Source organism: Nocardioides sp. NPDC006303, from assembly GCF_040613175.1.
GTDB lineage: Bacteria > Actinomycetota > Actinomycetes > Propionibacteriales > Nocardioidaceae > Nocardioides.
In genome coordinates, this window is the sequence record NZ_JBEXRR010000055.1 from 1 (window position 1) to 16,620 (window position 16,620).

Sequence of the window (16,620 nt, forward strand, 5' to 3'; positions counted from 1 at the left end):
ACCGCCCAGGTCGCGGCCGCGGTCACCAGGGTCGTCCCGATCCGGCTCGTCATGACGAGCCGACTCGGCGGGGATTGGGATCAGTGCGCGAAGTGGCGCGTGCCGGTGAAGTACATCGTCACGCCCGCAGCCTCGCAGGCCTTGATGGTGAGCTCGTCGCGGATCGAGCCGCCGGGCTGGACGATCGCCTTGACACCGGCGTCGATCAGGATCTGCGGGCCGTCCTCGAAGGGGAAGAAGGCGTCGGAGGCGGCGACGGCGCCGCGGGCGCGCTCGGAGCCCTCGGCGAGGGTGTTTGCCCGCTCCACGGCCAGGCGGCAGGAGTCGACGCGGTTGACCTGGCCCATGCCGATGCCGACCGAGGCACCGTCGGAGGCCAGCAGGATCGCGTTGGACTTGGCCGAGCGGCAGGCCTTCCAGGCGAAGGCCAGGTCGGCGAGGGTGGCCTCGTCGGCGGCCTCACCTGTGGCCAACGTCCACGAAGCCGGGTCGTCGCCCTCGGCGTCGACGTGGTCGACCTGCTGCATCAGCAGGCCACCGGAGATCGGGCGGGTCTCGACCGCAGCCTGCTCGTCGGCGGCGGCGACCAGGATCCGGATGTTCTTCTTGCCCTGCAGGATCTCGACGGCGCCGTCCTCGTAGCCCGGAGCCACGATGACCTCGGTGAACACCTCGGCGACCTGCCTGGCCATCTCGACCGAGACCGGCCGGTTCGAGGCGATCACGCCACCGAAGGCGGAGACCGGGTCGCAGGCGTGCGCCCGGCGGTGCGCCTCGGCGATGTCGGCGCCGACGGCCAGGCCGCACGGGTTGGCGTGCTTGATGATCGCGACCGCCGGCTCGGCGAAGTCGTTGGCGGCCCGCCGCGCGGCGTCGGTGTCGGTGTAGTTGTTGTAGGACATCTCCTTGCCGTGCAGCTGCTCGGCACGGGCGAGCCCGGCGGGTCCGAACCCGTTGAGGTAGAGCGCGGCCTTCTGGTGCGGGTTCTCGCCGTAGCGCAGAACGTTCGCCTTCTCGTACGTCCCGCCGACCCACGCCGGGAAGCCGGTGCCGTCGGACGTGTCGGTGAGCACGGAGCCCATCCAGGAGGCGACGGCCACGTCGTACGTCGCGGTGTGGACGAACGCAGCCGCGGCGAGGGCCTTGCGCTGGTCGTAGGTGAACCCACCGGCAGCGACGGCAGCGAGGGTGTCGGCGTACTGCTCCGGCGAGGTCACGATCGCGACGGAGGGGTGGTTCTTGGCGGCGGCGCGGACCATCGAGGGGCCGCCGATGTCGATCTGCTCGACGACCTCGTCCGGCCCGGCGCCGGAGGCGACGGTCTGCACGAACGGGTAGAGGTTGGAGACGACCAGGTCGAACGGCTCCACCTCCAGCTCCTTGAGCTGCTCGACGTGGGACTCGAGGCGACGGTCGGCGAGGATGCCGGCGTGGACGCGCGGGTGCAGCGTCTTCACGCGGCCGTCGAGGCACTCGGGGAAGCCGGTCAGGTCCTCCACCTTGGTCACCGGCAGGCCCTGCTTCTCGATCAGCGCCGCCGATCCACCGGTCGAGACGAGCTCGACGCCGGCGTCATGAAGCCCGCGGACCAGGTCCTCGAGACCGGTCTTGTCGTAGACGGACACGAGCGCCCGCTTGATCGTGATCTGGTCCTGCACAGCCAAACTCCCCATCGGTCGATGAATTCGATGAGGGGCACCCAGGCGGTCGATGCCGTCTCTTCACACTCCCCGGTGGTCCCCCACCTGCGCCAGTCGTGTGCTCGTCACTGTAACCGCTCAGGCGGACCCGAATCGAACTCGGCGGCCGTCGACGGTGTAGCCCTCGCGGGCGATCCGTCCGACCGTCTCGACCAGCATCGATCGCTCGACGACCTTGATCCGCTCGTGGAGCGTCTCCTCGGTGTCGTGGTCCTCCACCGGCACCGTCACCTGGGCCATGATCATCCCGGTGTCGACCCCGGCGTCGACGATGAACAGCGTCGCCCCGGTGACCTTCACGCCGTAGTCCAGCGCGTCCCGCGCTCCGTGCATCCCAGGAAAGCTCGGTAGCAGTGCCGGATGCGTGTTCAGTGTCTTCCCGCCGAACCGGTCCAAGAAGGACGCCCCCACCAGCTTCATGAAACCGGCGGAGACAACCAGATCCGGCTCGTACGCAGCCACCGACTCGGCCAGGGCGGCATCCCACTCCTCGCGGGACTCGAAGTCCTTGACCTTGTGCACGAAGGTCGGGATCGCGGCGTCGCTCGCCCGGGTCAGCCCCTGGATCCCGTCGCGGTCGGCCCCGACCGCGACGACCTCGGCCCCGTATTCCGGGGAAGCACAGGCGTCCAGCAGGGCCTGGAGGTTGGTGCCCGAGCCGGACACGAGGACGACGAGACGCAGCGACATGCTGCGAACTCTGGCGCATCCTGGGGTCAAGTCCCAAGTGCACCGCTCAGCGGAGGAGCGGGTGGTCGACCAGATAGGTCGCCCTCCGCACCTTCAACACCGTGACGATCTCGTCAATGTCCATCGCCACCTCCAGACGAGGATCCGCCGCCTGAGGAGTCTGGCTCACCACAGCCAGCGCTACCTGGGTAGCAGTCGCTGTCCTGGCTCGGGTGGTCGGCCAGGTACATCGCCCTCCGCACCTTCAACATCGTGACGATCTCGTCGATGTCCATCGACGCCAAGCTGGATCCCACGGCGGCGTCGTCGCTTACGGCGCAGCGCGGGGCGGGGTCGGGACGGTGCGCGCTGGCGGTCGTGGGCGCAACTGCGGACATGATGGTCAGTGCGCCGGCGACCGCTGCCGCAGCGGCGAGGGTGGTCGCCGTGCGGCGGGTGTTGATGGTGTTCATGATGCTCCTTGTGGATGGTGGGGCTGGTCGCCCCGATGTGGATCTCCGTTGTGACATCAGCGGGTATCGCAGCGGTCGGGACTCGGTATCGCGCCGGTATCGACCGCGTTGACGGCGCCAGTGCCCGGTGCGACTCTGAGAGAGTGGGTATTCGCGTGCTCGGCCCACTGACGGTGGACGGCTCGGGAGACCTAGGTCGGCGGGATCGGGTGGTTCTTGCATCGCTGGCGACCAACCCCGGACATCCGGTGAGCGCCGACCAGCTCTTCGACGCGCTCTGGAGCGAGTTGCCTCCGGCGTCGGCCAGTAAAATCGTGCAGGGTTGCGTGGTCCGGCTCCGCAAGGTGCTGGGACGAGGGGCAATCCAAACGTCACCTCACGGCTATACGTTGCGCCTACCCACCGAGGACGTGGACTCGCTGCGGTTCGAGGACCAGGTCGGCCGGGTCCGCGAGCTGCTCACCCTCGGCGAGGCCGACCGCGCGGCGTACCTGCTGACCGACGCGCTGGCCCTGTGGCGCGGCGCAGCCTTCGTCGATCTGGAGAGCTGGGAGCCGGCCGTTGCGGCCGGCACGCGGCTGTCCGAACTGCGTCTTGAGGCCGAGGAGCTCCGGATCGACGCGCTGCGGCGGGCGGGTCGTTATCGCGAGGTCCTCTCCGAGGCACAGGTCCTGGTCCGCGCCGCTTCGCTGCGTGAGTACCGCTGGGTTCTGCTGGCCCGCACGGGCAAGCTCATCCGGGACCGGGATCTCCTCGACGACGACGTCCTGGCGCTCGCGTACGTCAACGGAGACCGCGACCTGCTCATGGGCACCACCCTCGGACAGACCATCGTTGTCGACGCCGAGACCCTTCGACCCCGGGGGGAGCCTTTCGACATCGCCACCCACAAGCTCGTCCCGATCGGGGATGGAAGCACGGCGATGGTCCAGGAGGAGTCCGCCGACGTCACCTCGCTGCACTGGCGGGTGATCGACGTCAGCACCGGCGAAGTCCTGTCCGAGGGAGACCTGGCCATGCGTCCGACCGCCTCGGTCTCCTCGCCTGACGGCTCGACAGTCGCGGTAGCCGGAGACACCGGAGACCTCACCACCATCGACGTCTCGACCGGAGACGAACGGCGATCCACCAGCCTCGGTGCCAAGGTGCTCTGGCTCGACTACTCCGACGACGGAGAGCTCCTGGTCTCCGGGGCCGACGACGGCGGGGTCAGCCTGTGGGACGCAACGACACTGGATCTGCTCGGCACGGTTTATCCACCCCACCTGGGTGACCCGGTCCCGGCCGCCGCGCAGTTCATCGGCGACAGCCACGACGTCGCGATCGCGTCGTACGACGGCAAGGTCTACCAGTGGGACACCGACGTCGACCGGGCCATGGACTTCGCGTGCCAGATGGCGGGCCGGGACCTGACCAAGAAGGAGTGGGACGAGTTCCTGCCCGCCCAGCCCTACCGGTCCGTCTGCCCGGGCGGGTGAGAGGCGGCCCTAGGCTACCGAATCGGCAGGAAGGGAACGCCGGTGCCACCAGGTCATCGCGAGACCGGCGAGGAGGCCGGCGAGACCGAAGAAGGCGATGGCGTTGACGAGCACCTGCCCGGCGTACGGCCCGACGTCGAGCATCCGGCCGGGACCGACCGCGCCGCCGGCGATGCCGGAGGCGATGGCGACGAGGAGGCCGGCGACGACGCCTGCGCTGACTCCGCGGAGCGCGCCCTCGGACCAGCGCAGGGTCGGCCGGACCCGGCTAACTCGGCAGACGGCCCAGAAGGCGGTCAGCGGGCCGAGCGCCATCACCGCGGCGACCCAGGCGGGCGGGGCACCGTTGTCGGGCAGCGCGGCGAGCATCGGGAACATCGGCAGCGGCCCAAGGGTCACCGCCGTCGGGGTCACCGTGGTGCCGACGCCGACGGTGAACCCCGGCCCGAGGGCGTACGCACTCGAGAAGAGCACGGCGTTGGGCAGCACCAGGACGGCGAGCAGGGAGTAGAGGATGATCCCGCCGAGGTCGAGGTGGAGCTGGGAGACGACGTTGATCGAGGTGGTGAAGTCGGCGAAGAGGGCCGCGAAGAACACCAGCGTGCTGACCGCGAACCACCAGAGCAGGATCGACCTGACCATCACCAGTACGTCCACGGCGGCGCGTGGCAGCAGTGTGATCCACAGCGCCGCGCGACCGGAGCCGACCGCGATCGCGGGCAGGGCCACGACCACGCAGAGTCCGACCGACCAGGCGAAGACGCCGAGGATGCTCGGCGCGGTGGATGGAGTGCCGGCGATGATGGCGGTGGTCAGCGCGGTGCCGGTGTAGCCGAGCGTGAAGAGGCCGGCGACGACCGGGACGGTCAGGTCACGCTCGCCGTCGGCGAGGGCGTTGACGTCCGGGCCGTGCAGCGAGACCGAGTCACCGACCCGGACCGCGACCTGCCACATCGCCCAGGCGAGGACCAGGGTCAGGCCGAGCGGGACGACGGTGATCGCGACCCCGGAGACGAGGACGCCCGAACCGTGGCCGAGCAGCCACCCCAGCGCGGCGACACGCAGGGCGTCCGACGGCTCGCCGTGGGCGCCCATGTCGCTGAGGAACCAGCCGAGGATGCCGATCGCCAGGCACACGACCAGCGTGGCGCCGGCCGTGCCGATGCCGCCCAGCAGGGCGACCGCGACCAGCGGGCGGCGGTGGCGGAGATCGTGGAGATCATCCGCGACTCGCCCGCGGTCAGGGGTGCGTGGAGGCAGCAGCGAGGACATCGCGTCTCATCCTCGCAACCCGCGTGGTCTCGATCTCGGCGACGCGCCGCCTGGTGCGGTCACCGGGTTGGTCACAGCGGTTGATACCCGCCTGTGCATCTGCGGCTATTGCCGTTCATTCGACCGAATCACCTACAGTTGACCGCTGACATGGGCATGACCACGGCAGACCACGAGACCTTCGAGGCGTTCTATCAGGACGTCCGTGGACGCCTCCTTCTCCAAACCTGGTCGCTGACCGGGGATCTGGAGGCCGCCAAGGCCGCGGTGCGCGGCGCGCTGGTCATCACCTGGCACCACTGGCGCAAGGTGAAGCCGATGGACGACTTCGAGCGCGAGGACTGGGTCCGCCCGATCGCGTGGTCCAAGGCGATCCGCAACCACTCGGTGCCGCTGCTCCACCGCGACCAGACGATCGCGCCGGAGGCCCGCCACACCCTCTCCGCGCTGCGCGGCCTGCCGCTCCACGACCGCAAGGTCTTCCTGCTCGGCCACCTCACCAGCGTCGACCTGGCCCAGCTGGCCCGCGAGGTCGGCACCCCGATCAGCCGCACCGAGACCGACCTGCAGGGCGCCAACGCCGCCATCTGCGCCGAGCTCGGGATCGCTCCGGAGCAGCTGCAGTCCATCTTCGACCCGCTCGTCGACGTGCTCACCGAGCAGCCCTGGCCGAAGACCTCGACGATCACCACCGCCGGCGCCGTACGCCGCCGGGTACACACGGCCATCGGCGCAGCCGCGGCCATCGCCGCCCTGGTCGGCACCGGCGTCTTCGTCACCCAGGACGCCGAGACAGAGCCGCGGCTCAACACCCTCTCGATGCAGTCGGCGGCCGAGGAGTTCGAGGTCGAGCCGAGCCAGATCCCCGGCAAGAAGCTGACCGCCAAGGACCTGATGACCGAGGAGGAGGTCGCGAAGATCTACGGCGGCTCCTGGGCCGTCGACATCTCCTCCGACAACCTCGAGGGCACCGGCCTCACCATCCCCTGCCAGACCGACACCTCGGCCGACAAGCGGCCGGTGGCGAGCCTGGCGCGCACCTTCATCGCCAAGGCGAAGGCGACCACCGCCGGCACCACGATCGAGTCCTCGGTCGACGCGAAGGCGGCGGCTGCGGCGTACAAGAAGATGCAGGGGTGGTACGCAGCGTGCGCCGAGCCTCGCTACCAGCTGATCTTCACCGAGTCGGTCGACGGCATCGGCGACCAGGCGACCCTCTTCACCTACCGCGACTGGGAGAACAACCGAGCGGTCACCTACGGCGTCGCGCGCACCGGCAGGCACACCGCCGCGGTCACAGTGAAGACCGAGGGCAAGTCCAGCACGACCGCGGCCAAGACCTCCACCATGCTCGGCACCGCCGTCCACAACCTCTGCTCGATGCCGGGCGCGGGTGCGTGCGTGGAGACCAAGCGACCACGGACGACGGTGGTCCCGATCGCCACCGGCAAGGCGCCCGGGCTGATCAACGAGACCGACCTGCCCCCGGTCAGCACGATCGGTGACCCGTGGGAGGGCACCGAGGCGAAGCCGGCCAAGACGAACCCCGCCCAGACCCGCTGCGACAACACCGAGTTCACCGCCAAGGGCATGAGCGGCGCACAGACGCGCACCTTCGTGATTCCCGAGACGAAGAAGAAGCTCAACGCGACCTTCGGGCTCACCGAGACCGTCGGCAAGTTCGGCTCCGCCAAGGAGGCGCAGGCGTTCAACGTCGCGATCAAGGGCCGGCTGGACAAGTGCAGCGACAAGCAGCTCGGCAGCCACGTCACCCAGCTCGCGACCGAGTCCATCAAGGACGGCGCGATCACGGTGTGGGACATCCGGGTCGAGCTCGAGAACTCCTCGGTCTACTACCGGATGGCGGCGATCCGGCGCGGGGCCAACGTCGCCCAGATGAGCTTCATCCCCGACGGCGACGCCGACATGAGCAACTCGGACTTCGTCACCCTCGCCAAGCGCGCCGCCTACCGGCTCGACTATCTCTGAGCCAGTTTCCTCCCGGATGCAACCGGACCTGCCTCCCATGCATCTGACCCTCTGAGGCTGGCGCAGGGCCAGATCAGGGTCCGGCCAGTCTGGGGAGGCAAGCGATGGACGAGGACGAGTTCGACGCGTTCTACAACGCGTCCTTTCGTCGCGTGTGCGCTCAGGTGTACGCCATGATCGGCGACTCGGACGAGGCCGCCGAATGCGTCCAGGAGGCCTTCGCCCGAGCCTGGGCGCACCGGCGCAAGATGTCCTCGGTCGACTACCCCGAAGCCTGGGTCCGCACCACCGCCTACCGCCTCGCGGTGGGACGCTGGCGCCGGAAGAAGTACGCCGGCCGCGTCACCGACAGAGCCGTCGGCGTACGCACGGAGATGCCCGCCGTCGACGAGACCCATGTCGCCCTCGTCGCCGCTCTCAAGAAGCTCCCCGAGGTCCAGCGCCAAGCCATCGTCCTGCACCACATCGCCGACCTGCCCGTCCACCAGGTGGCCGCAGAGGTCGGCGCCCCCACCGGCACCATCAAAGCCCGCCTGGCTCGAGGACGAGCCACTCTGGCCGAGCTGCTCGCCGACGAACAACCCGGCGCCGTCTGGAAGGAGGCCTGAGATGAGTGACCCGATCTCGCGTCTGGACCAGTTCCGCGCCGACACCCCTGGAGCACCGATGAAGTCCGCAGCCGAGGTACGCCAACGGGGTGACCAGATCCGCCGCCGCCAGCACACCCTCGTCGCCGCCGGAGCCGTGGCCCTGGCCGCGGTCGTGGTCGGACCGATCATCTTCCTCTCCGCCGGGTTCGGCGACAAGGCCATCGAACCGCAGCCCGCACCGGCGCCGAGCCAGACGCCGAGCACGGTGGCACCCAGCCCGTCAGCCTCGGCCGCCGCCTCGGACCTCACCCGCGCCAACCTCCCGACGGAGGACGACCTGGTCGCCGAAGATCCCTATCCGCAGTGGGTCCTGGAGCAGACCTACGACGGCGAGGGCCGGGGCGACCACAACGAGTGCCTGCCGACGTTGGCCGACTCGGGCGCGCTGGCGATCTTCCGCCGCGACTTCGTCCCCGAGGCCGGACAGGAGTACGCAGACTCGGCCGGGACGCTGAAAGCGGTCGTCGCCGAGTTCGGTTCGCCCGACGAGGCCGAGAAAGCGCGCGCGAAGCTCTCCGACGCCGCGAGCTCCTGCACTGCCGTCGACGGCACGGAGGTCGCCGGCTCGCTCCCGGTCGAGGGCGGCGTCGTCACCGGTGGCGACATCAACGTGGTGACGTACCTGTCGGAGGATCCGAACACGAACGCGGGCTGGGAGGTCGCGACCGCTGTCGTCGCCGTCGAGGACCGGCTGGTGGTGTTGACGCGGCGGCGCGGCGCACAGGACTACGTCTCGCCGACGACCCTGCAGACCTCCGTCGTAAACGCCGCCTACCGGCTGGTCGGTTCTTCGCCGCCACCCGCGACGGCGTCGAGCTCAGCGTCCTCGAGCTCGTCCTCATCCGCGTCCGCGCCTGCGGCGATCCTCAGCGACGCACATCTCGTCGTGGCCGGGTCGCTGCCCGGGCTGCCGATGGAGGGTGAGTCGTCCGCGGTGTGGCAGCAGGTCGCGCCGCAGCCGACCCCGACGCTCCACTGCCAGGGCGCCTGGCTCTCGTCGCTGAAGGCCACCGAGTCGGTCAGCCGGGAGTTCCGCCTCGAGAACGGCGGCAGCCAGATCGGCAAGGTCAACGTGACGGTGCTGGAGTTCGCCGAGAAGGAGAACGCCGACGCCGCCTTCGACACGGTCCACGGCTGGCTCGACGCCTGTCCGGCGTCGTTGGACGACGCGAAGCTCTTCACCGCCAGGCCGGTCGAGGCCATCCAGATCGGCACCACGCCCGAGATCGACCGAGCCGCGCAGATGCTCGCCGAGTATGCCGCCGACTGCGGTGGCGAGGGCTGCGATGCCACCTGGTACGACCACCAGACCGTCGCTCAGCTCGGGACCCGGCTGGTGCTGGTCACCCACGCCGAGGCCGGCGGACCCTGCCCGCCGACCAGAGCCTGCCCGCCGGAGGAGGCCTCGGACTACACCGAATGGGACAACCGGGTCGCCCAGACGGTCGAGGCCACGGTGGACCGCGCCTTCCAGGACCTGCCCTGATGAGGACCCAGTGCAATTGACCTTTACGCTCACACATGCCACCGCTGACACTGGCGCTCGGGCAAGAGTCATGGAAAGCCAGCCGGGGAGGCGAACGATGGACGAGGACGAGTTCGACGCGCTGTACAACGCGTCGTACCGCCGCTTGTGTGCTCAGCTGTACGCCATGATCGGCGACTTCGACGAGGCTGCGGAGTGCGTCCAGGAGGCGTTCGCCCGTGCCTGGGCGCACCGGCGGAAGATGTCCTCGGTCGACTACCCCGAAGCCTGGGTCCGCACCACCGCCTACCGTCTCGCGGTGGGCCGTTGGCGCCGGAAGAAGTACGCCGGGCGGGCCGCCGACAGAGCCGTCGGCGCCCGCACGGAGATGCCGGCGGTCGACGAGTCCCACGTGGCTCTCGTCGCGGCGCTGAGGCAGCTCCCCGAGGCGCAGCGCCAGGCCATCGTCCTGCACCACATCGCCGATCTGCCGGTCCATCAGGTGGCCGCCGAGGTCGGTGCGCCCACCGGCACCATCAAAGCCCGCCTGGCTCGAGGACGAGCCGCTCTCGCGGAGCTGCTCGCCGAGGACAATCCCGGCGCCATCTGGAAGGAGGCCTGAGATGAGTGACCCGATCTCGCGTCTGGACCAGTTCCGCGCCGACGCCCCTGGGGCACCGATGAGCTCCGCAGCCGAGGCACGGAGCCGAGGTGACCAGATCCGGCGCCGCCGTCGTGCCGTCGTGACCGCAGGCACGGCGGCCCTGGCCGCCGTCGTCGCCGGGCCGATCATCTTCCTCTCCACCGGACTCGGCGACAAGGGCATCGACCCCGCACCGGCACCGAGCGACAGCGCGGCCGCGCCCAGCGCATCCGCCTCCGCCTCGGCGTCCGATCTCAGCCGGACCAACCTGCCGACCGAGGACGATCTCGTCGCCGACGACCCCTACCCGGCATGGGTCCAGGAGCAGACCTACGACGGCGAGGGCACCGACACCTACAACGACTGCCTCACCGATTCGCTGGGCGACTCCGGCGCGCTGGCGACGTACCGCCGCGACTTCGTCGCGGAGCCCGGGAAGGAGATGGCAGACGCGGCCGGCACGCTGAACGCGGTCGTCGCCGAGTTCGGCTCGGCCGACGAGGCCGAGAAGGTACGCACCGACCTCTCCGACGCCGCGACCTCGTGCCCCGGCGTGGACGGAGCAGAGGTGGCCGGCTCGCTCCCGGTCGAGGGCGACGTCATCTCGGGCGGGGACATCGACGTGGTGACGTACCAGCCCGACGACCCCGAGATGAATGCGGTCTGGGAGACCGCGACGGCCGTCGTCTCCGCGGAGGACCGGGTGCTGGTCATGACCCGGAAGCGTGGCGTGCAGGACTACGTGTCACCGACCACCCTGCAGACCTCCGCCGTCAACGCCGCCTACCGGATGGTTGGTGCCACGCCCCCGGCTGGACCGGCCGAGGACCCGACCGAGACAGGATCGCCCGCGGCGGACGGTCTCAGCGCCGTCAACCTGATCGACGGCAGCACCCTCCCCGCGCTCGACCGCTTCGAGAGTCCGCTGGGCTGGAACCAGTACACGCCCACCCCGGACGTGCCGACGCTGGCCTGCCAGAAGGAGTGGCTCTCCTCGCTCGGCGCCACGGCGAAGATCGCGTCCGACTACCGCTGGGACACCGACAGCGCCATGGTCGGCCAGGTCCACGTGGCGGTGCTGGAGTTCGCCGACGAGAACGCCGCCGGCGCTGCGTACAACGAGGTCATGGAGTGGATGGAGGTCTGCCCGGCCAACAAGCTCGGGGTCGACCCGGACGTCACCGCGCTGCCCATGGACGTCAGCTCCGAGCTCGATGCCGGACCGAAGCGCGCGGCACGGTCGCAGGCGACGTACCCCGGGGAGGACGGCAACGACAACATCTGGTTCGAGACCGAGCTGGTCGCGGAGTACGAGACCCGGCTCGTCCTGGTCGGCTACGCCGAGCTCGCCGGCCCCTGCCCGCCGAGCACCGGCGACAAGGACGACCCGTGCTACCAGCCCGACCAGCCCGACTCGTGGCCCGGCCGGATCCTCGCGATCGAGAAGGCGGCGGTCACAGCCGGGATCAGCGACCTGCGCTGACGGAAACCACTCAAACACGATATGGTTGATCGTCTTTTATGACTTAGCGCGTGGAGACTCCTGTCACAACGCGCTCATCCGAGGAAGACACGTACTGGTCATGGCGTTTGGGCCCATCAGAGCCCCGACCCGCATCAACCTTGGAGAAGCCCTCTCGTGTCCACCGCCCCACTGCACCCGCCAGGCGGCGGTTGCCGCTTCCGTCCTTCTCGGTCCAGATCATTCTCGGCCTCGTCCTCGGCGTCGCCCTCGGCGCGGTCGCGCGAGCGATCGGCCCCGGGGCGGGCGACGAGGCCAACTGGCTGACGACGACCCTCGCCACGATCGGCGACTCGTTCGTCTCGCTGCTCAAGGCCGTCGTCGTACCGCTGATCTTCACCGCCATCATCGCCTCGATCGCCAACCTGCGTACGGTCAGCAACGCGGCTCGGCTCGCGGGCCAGACGCTGCTGTGGTTCGCCATCACCGCGGCGATCTCGGTCGCCATCGGCATCGGCCTCGGGCTGCTCTTCCGGCCCGGCAGCAACACCGCGGTCAGCACCGCGGACGCGGCCGAGGCCGGCGCATCCGCCTCGTGGCTCGACTTCCTCCAGGGCCTGATCCCCGGCAACTTCCTCGGCCTCCAGGCATCGACCAGCGTCGAACAGGTCGGCGGGAGCCCGCTCGCGGAGACCGCGCTGAGCTTCAACGTCCTCCAGGTGCTCGTGGTTGCCCTCGCGATCGGCATCGCGGCGCTCAAGACCGGGGAGAAGGCCGAGCCGTTCCTCGCCTTCAACCGCTCTTTCCTCGCCATCGTGCAGAAGGTGCTGTGGTGGATCATCCGGCTGGCGCCGATCGGCACCCTCGGCCTGATCGGCAACGCGGTCGCGTCCTACGGCTGGGACTCGCTGAGCTCCCTGGCCTGGTTCGCGGTCGCCGTCTACGTCGGCCTGGCACTGGTCCTGTTCGTGGTCTACCCGGTGCTGCTGCGGGTCAACGGCCTCAACCCGCTGGCGTACTTCCGCGGCGCCTGGCCGGCGATCCAGCTCGCCTTCGTCTCGCGCTCCTCGGTGGGCACCATGCCGGTGACCGAGCAGGTGACGGTCAAGAACCTCGGCGTCCCCCAGGAGTACGCCTCGTTCGCCGTCCCGCTGGGCTCGACCACGAAGATGGACGGCTGCGCGTCGATCTACCCGGCGATCTCGGCGATCTTCGTCGCCCAGATCTTCGGGATCGACCTCGGCATCACCGACTACCTGCTGATCGCCTTCGTCTCGGTCGTCGGCTCGGCCGCCACCGCGGGCCTCACCGGCGCCGTCGTGATGCTGACCCTCACGCTCTCGACCCTCGGCCTGCCGCTGGCCGGCGTCGGCCTGCTGCTCGCGATCGACCCGATCCTCGACATGGGACGTACCGCCGTCAACGTCGCCGGACAGGCGCTCGTGCCGACCATCGTGGCCAAGCGCGAGGGCATCCTCGACATCGACCGCTACCGCTCCGCCTCCGCGGCCGGGCTCCTGGCGGACGACGAGCCCGTCAAGGAGACCGTCGCCGCCTGACGTCTCCGGACAGCCCCGGTCGTACGCGCTCGAGCGCCCCGGCAGCCAGCTGGCTGACGGGGCGCTCTGACTCACTCCGGGTAGGACGAAGCGGCTCGCGCAGCCCGAAGGGCCTCGGCCCACCACGCCAGCTGGGCAAGCATCCCCTTGGCGTAGACGGCCGAGTCGGGGTCGCTGGGGCGGCCGTCCTCGTCGAGCCGCTCCCAGTAGCGGGGGAAGGAGAGACGGGCCTGGAGCGGGTGGGCGTGCAGCTCGGTGAGCACGTTCTCCAGATGCAGGGTGGCATGCCGGCCGCCGCTGTCGCCGCCGTAGGAGACCAGCGCGACCGGCTTGGCCTGCCATTGGGTGAAGTGCCAGTCCAGCGCCGACTTCAGCGAGGCCGGGTAGCTGTGGTTGTACTCAGGGGTGACGATGATGAAGCCCTCGGCGGCTTCGAGCGCGTCGGTGAGGTCGGTCTGGCCATCAGGCCGCGGGTAGTCCGCGCCGGCCATCTTGGGTGACTCGGCGGGTAGGGACAACGGAATGTCGTGGTCCGCAAGGTCGATCAGCTCGACCTGGAGGCCGCCGTACGCCTCGGCCTGCTCGGCCATCCAGGAGCCGAAGATCGGGCCGCCGCGGCCTTCCCGGACGCTGGCGGTGATGACTGCGATACGTAGTGGTTGGGTCATGCCGTCCAGGTTCACGCGGATCGGCGAGCGGCGGGAGACCGAGCCGAGGCCGGCCCCAGCAGGGCCACCATGACCGCCCGGCCGGGCCGTAGGCTTGATGGCATGCCAGCCAACGCGGGAGCCCTCGGCTCGTTCATCCGGGACCGCCGCGACCAGACCACGCCGGAGAGCGTCGGGCTCCCGGAGGGCGTACGCCGCCGGGCCCCCGGCCTGCGGCGCTCTGAGCTGGCCACGCTGGCCGGGATCAGCGTCGAATACCTGGTCCGGATCGAGCAGGGCCGCGACCGGCATCCTTCACCGCAGGTCCTGCGGGCCATCGGTGACGCGCTCCGCTTCGACGCCGCCGCCCACGAGCACCTGCGCACCCTCGCGATGGCCTCCAGCGGCCAGTGCCTCGGTCCGTTCTCGTCCGGCCGCGACGTACGTCCCGGCGCACGCGCCCTGGTGGAGCAGTTCGAACCAGGCATCGCCGTGCTCACCAACCGACTCGGCGACCTGCTGGCCCACACGTCCACGTTCGACCTGCTCGCCCGGCCCCTCGGGATGCTCGACCACGCGGAGCCCAACCTGACCGCGTACGCCTTCCTCCACCCGCGCGCCCGCGAGGCGTTCCCCGACTGGGCGCGGGTGGCCGACGACCTGGTCGCCAACCTCTACCGCGGCCCCAACCCGGTCGCCGCGCGGATGATGATCGAGGCGATGTCGGACCGGGCGGGGCCGGAGTTCACCGACCGACTGAGCCGCCACGACCCGCCTCACGGCGGTGTGTGGCGCTGGCTGCATCCCGACGCCGGCGAGCTGCGGTTCGACGTCGAGGAGCTCGAGCTTCCAGCCGCCGACAACCAGCAGATCCAGGTGCTGATGCCGGCCGACGACGCCACCGCCGAGGCCCTCGACGCGATGCGGCGCCGCCGCTCGGGTGCCCTGCGCGCGGTCTGACCTCGAAGGCACGAAGCCAGTCAGTCCACGGTCACCCTCGGCCGCTCTTCTCAGCGTCGTCGCCGGCCGACAAGCTGTGCCAGACCTCGTAGGCGATTGAGGCCGCACCCTCCGTGTCGCCGGATGCGAGCAGACCGATCAGGGTGTCGTGACGCTCGACCGAGGCCTTGCCATCGGCGTCGAAGCGGAGTCGCTCCGCGCGGCGCACCAGCGGGTCGAACTGCTCGAGGACCGTCTCGATGGCGCGGTTGCCGAGGACTGCCACGGGGATGCGGTGAAGCTCCTCGTCGGCATCGAGAGCCGCGCTGACGTCACCGGCATCCACCGCCTCCGCGAACCGGCGGTTGGCCTCGCGCATACGATCGAGGTCCCGCTCTCCCAGCTTGCCGGCGACCTCGCGTGCGGTCAGCTGGTGCATCGCCGCCACCACGTCGCGCGCGTCCCGCACGGCTTGCGACTCGATCGCGCTCACGGTCGTCGACCGTCCGGGCAGCGCCACGACGAGCCCGCTTCCCCCGAGGCGCAGTAGCGCCTCGCGGACGGGGGTGCGACTGACACCGAGCCACGCCGCCAGCTCGCCGTCCTTCAACTGCTCGCCGGGGCCGAATGTGCCATCGACGATGGCATCTCTCAGCCGTCGGTAGACGTCATCCCGGAGGAGTGTGCGGTCGACCGAGGGAGTACCTGAGGGGATCGGCATACAACATATTGCACACGCTTCCCGGGGCCGATGCAAACCGGGAACATCCCCTTGCCTTCGGTTGTTGCGTGCAATATATTGCACATTGGTGGCAAAAAACCGTCACTGAAGTCGCTCGCGGGACCGCCTCGCGGCACACGAAAGGAACGGCAGCATGAGCACCATCGGTCAGCAGATCAAGAACATCGTCCTGGTGCACGGGGCCTTCGCCGACGGCGCGGGATGGCGCCGCGTCTACGATGACCTCACCGCCCGCGGATACCGCGTCAGCATCGTCCAGAACCCCCTGACGGCGCTCGCCGACGACGTCGCAGCAACTACGCGGGTCCTCGATCGTCAGGACGGTCCGACTGTCCTGGTCGGTCACTCGTGGGGCGGCACCGTCATCACAGAGGCGGGCAACCACCCGAACGTCGCCGGCCTCGTCTACGTCTCGGCGCTCGCGCCGGCATCGGGCGAGACGACCGCGCAGCAGTACGAGGGCTTCGCCCCCACCCCCGAATTCGTCATCGAGGTCGGCGAGGACGGCTACGGGTTCCTCAACTCCGAGAAGTTCAAGGTCGGCTTCGCGGCGGACGCGAGCGATGAGGACGCCGCGTTCCTCCGCGACTCGCAGGTGCCGATCAACATGTCGGTGTTCGAGGAGGCCGTGACGCGCGCCGCGTGGGCCGACAAGCCCAGCTGGGCCGTCATCGCCACCGAGGACAAGTCGTTCGACCAGGCGATGCTCCAGCACATGGCCAGCCGTGCGGGCGCCAAGATCACGAACGTGTCCGCGAGCCACGCGTTGTACATCACCCAGTCGGGCGTCGTCGCCGACACGATCGTCGACGCCGCCGAGCACGCACTGACTGCGGTCGGCTGAGTCACGCAGGCACTGGGTTCATCCCACCGCTGAAGCACGGGGAACGGCCCGGCCTGCCGCAGCCCGGGCCCCACTCCTCGAAGGAGAC

15 protein-coding genes and 1 riboswitch are annotated in these 16,620 nt (G+C 69.9%); of the genes, 9 read left to right on the top strand and 6 right to left on the bottom strand.

All coding sequences use genetic code 11. The annotated features are described in order from the left end of the window. Positions 1-80: 80 nt before the first annotated feature. The 3 genes from purH to ABZY89_RS26980 all read right to left on the bottom strand — a co-directional run bounded on the left by purH (position 81) and on the right by ABZY89_RS26980 (position 2,842). Entirely contained in the window at positions 81-1,658 is a 1,578-nt protein-coding gene (gene purH / locus ABZY89_RS26970; RefSeq protein WP_355232211.1) for a bifunctional phosphoribosylaminoimidazolecarboxamide formyltransferase/IMP cyclohydrolase, read from the bottom strand. Positions 1,659-1,690: 32 nt separating this feature from the next. Continuing rightward, a riboswitch (ZMP/ZTP riboswitch) is annotated at positions 1,691-1,768 on the bottom strand. A gap of 10 nt (positions 1,769-1,778) precedes the next feature. Beyond that, on the bottom strand, positions 1,779-2,390 hold the full coding sequence (gene purN / locus ABZY89_RS26975; protein ID WP_355232213.1) for a phosphoribosylglycinamide formyltransferase: 612 nt from the start codon (positions 2,388-2,390) through the stop codon (positions 1,779-1,781). A gap of 113 nt (positions 2,391-2,503) precedes the next feature. After that, positions 2,504-2,842, bottom strand: a complete 339-nt coding sequence (locus ABZY89_RS26980; protein WP_355232215.1) for a hypothetical protein — start codon at positions 2,840-2,842, stop codon at positions 2,504-2,506. Positions 2,843-2,877: 35 nt separating this feature from the next. Here ABZY89_RS26980 and ABZY89_RS26985 point away from each other — a divergent pair, with 35 nt between their 5' ends. Continuing rightward, positions 2,878-4,320 carry a BTAD domain-containing putative transcriptional regulator gene (locus tag ABZY89_RS26985; RefSeq protein ID WP_355232217.1) on the top strand — a complete coding sequence of 481 codons (1,443 nt, stop codon included), beginning with the start codon at positions 2,878-2,880 and terminating at the stop codon, positions 4,318-4,320. Between the two features lie 9 nt (positions 4,321-4,329). Here ABZY89_RS26985 and ABZY89_RS26990 read toward each other — a convergent pair whose 3' ends face one another. Continuing rightward, positions 4,330-5,592: a DUF6350 family protein gene (locus ABZY89_RS26990; protein ID WP_355232219.1), complete on the bottom strand. Its 1,263-nt coding sequence runs from the start codon at positions 5,590-5,592 to the stop codon at positions 4,330-4,332. Positions 5,593-5,748: 156 nt separating this feature from the next. Here ABZY89_RS26990 and ABZY89_RS26995 point away from each other — a divergent pair, with 156 nt between their 5' ends. The 6 genes from ABZY89_RS26995 to ABZY89_RS27020 all read left to right on the top strand — a co-directional run bounded on the left by ABZY89_RS26995 (position 5,749) and on the right by ABZY89_RS27020 (position 13,360). Beyond that, complete coding sequence (locus ABZY89_RS26995) at positions 5,749-7,581, top strand: hypothetical protein (RefSeq protein ID WP_355232221.1); 1,833 nt, start codon at positions 5,749-5,751, stop codon at positions 7,579-7,581. Between the two features lie 104 nt (positions 7,582-7,685). Beyond that, complete coding sequence (locus ABZY89_RS27000; RefSeq protein ID WP_355232223.1) at positions 7,686-8,189, top strand: SigE family RNA polymerase sigma factor; 504 nt, start codon at positions 7,686-7,688, stop codon at positions 8,187-8,189. Position 8,190: 1 nt separating this feature from the next. Further along, the gene (locus ABZY89_RS27005; RefSeq protein ID WP_355232225.1) at positions 8,191-9,717 is read left to right on the top strand and encodes a hypothetical protein; all 1,527 of its coding nucleotides are present in this window, start codon (positions 8,191-8,193) and stop codon (positions 9,715-9,717) included. Positions 9,718-9,814: 97 nt separating this feature from the next. Continuing rightward, positions 9,815-10,318 (top strand): SigE family RNA polymerase sigma factor, encoded by a 504-nt coding sequence (locus ABZY89_RS27010; RefSeq protein ID WP_355232227.1) that lies wholly within the window; start codon positions 9,815-9,817, stop codon positions 10,316-10,318. Position 10,319: 1 nt separating this feature from the next. Continuing rightward, on the top strand, positions 10,320-11,822 hold the full coding sequence (locus ABZY89_RS27015) for a hypothetical protein (RefSeq protein ID WP_355232229.1): 1,503 nt from the start codon (positions 10,320-10,322) through the stop codon (positions 11,820-11,822). Positions 11,823-12,013: 191 nt separating this feature from the next. Then, complete coding sequence (locus tag ABZY89_RS27020) at positions 12,014-13,360, top strand: dicarboxylate/amino acid:cation symporter (protein WP_355232231.1); 1,347 nt, start codon at positions 12,014-12,016, stop codon at positions 13,358-13,360. A 71-nt stretch (positions 13,361-13,431) separates the two neighbouring features. Here the strand turns inward: ABZY89_RS27020 and ABZY89_RS27025 are convergent, their stop codons facing one another. Then, positions 13,432-14,028, bottom strand: coding sequence for an NAD(P)H-dependent oxidoreductase (locus ABZY89_RS27025; RefSeq protein WP_355232233.1), 597 nt, complete (start codon positions 14,026-14,028; stop codon positions 13,432-13,434). A 102-nt stretch (positions 14,029-14,130) separates the two neighbouring features. Here ABZY89_RS27025 and ABZY89_RS27030 point away from each other — a divergent pair, with 102 nt between their 5' ends. Continuing rightward, positions 14,131-14,967, top strand: coding sequence for a helix-turn-helix transcriptional regulator (locus tag ABZY89_RS27030; protein WP_355232235.1), 837 nt, complete (start codon positions 14,131-14,133; stop codon positions 14,965-14,967). Positions 14,968-14,998: 31 nt separating this feature from the next. Here ABZY89_RS27030 and ABZY89_RS27035 read toward each other — a convergent pair whose 3' ends face one another. Then, entirely contained in the window at positions 14,999-15,667 is a 669-nt protein-coding gene (locus ABZY89_RS27035) for a GntR family transcriptional regulator (protein WP_355232237.1), read from the bottom strand. A gap of 154 nt (positions 15,668-15,821) precedes the next feature. Here ABZY89_RS27035 and ABZY89_RS27040 point away from each other — a divergent pair, with 154 nt between their 5' ends. Then, on the top strand, positions 15,822-16,532 hold the full coding sequence (locus ABZY89_RS27040) for an alpha/beta hydrolase (RefSeq protein WP_355232239.1): 711 nt from the start codon (positions 15,822-15,824) through the stop codon (positions 16,530-16,532). Positions 16,533-16,620: the final 88 nt, after the last annotated feature.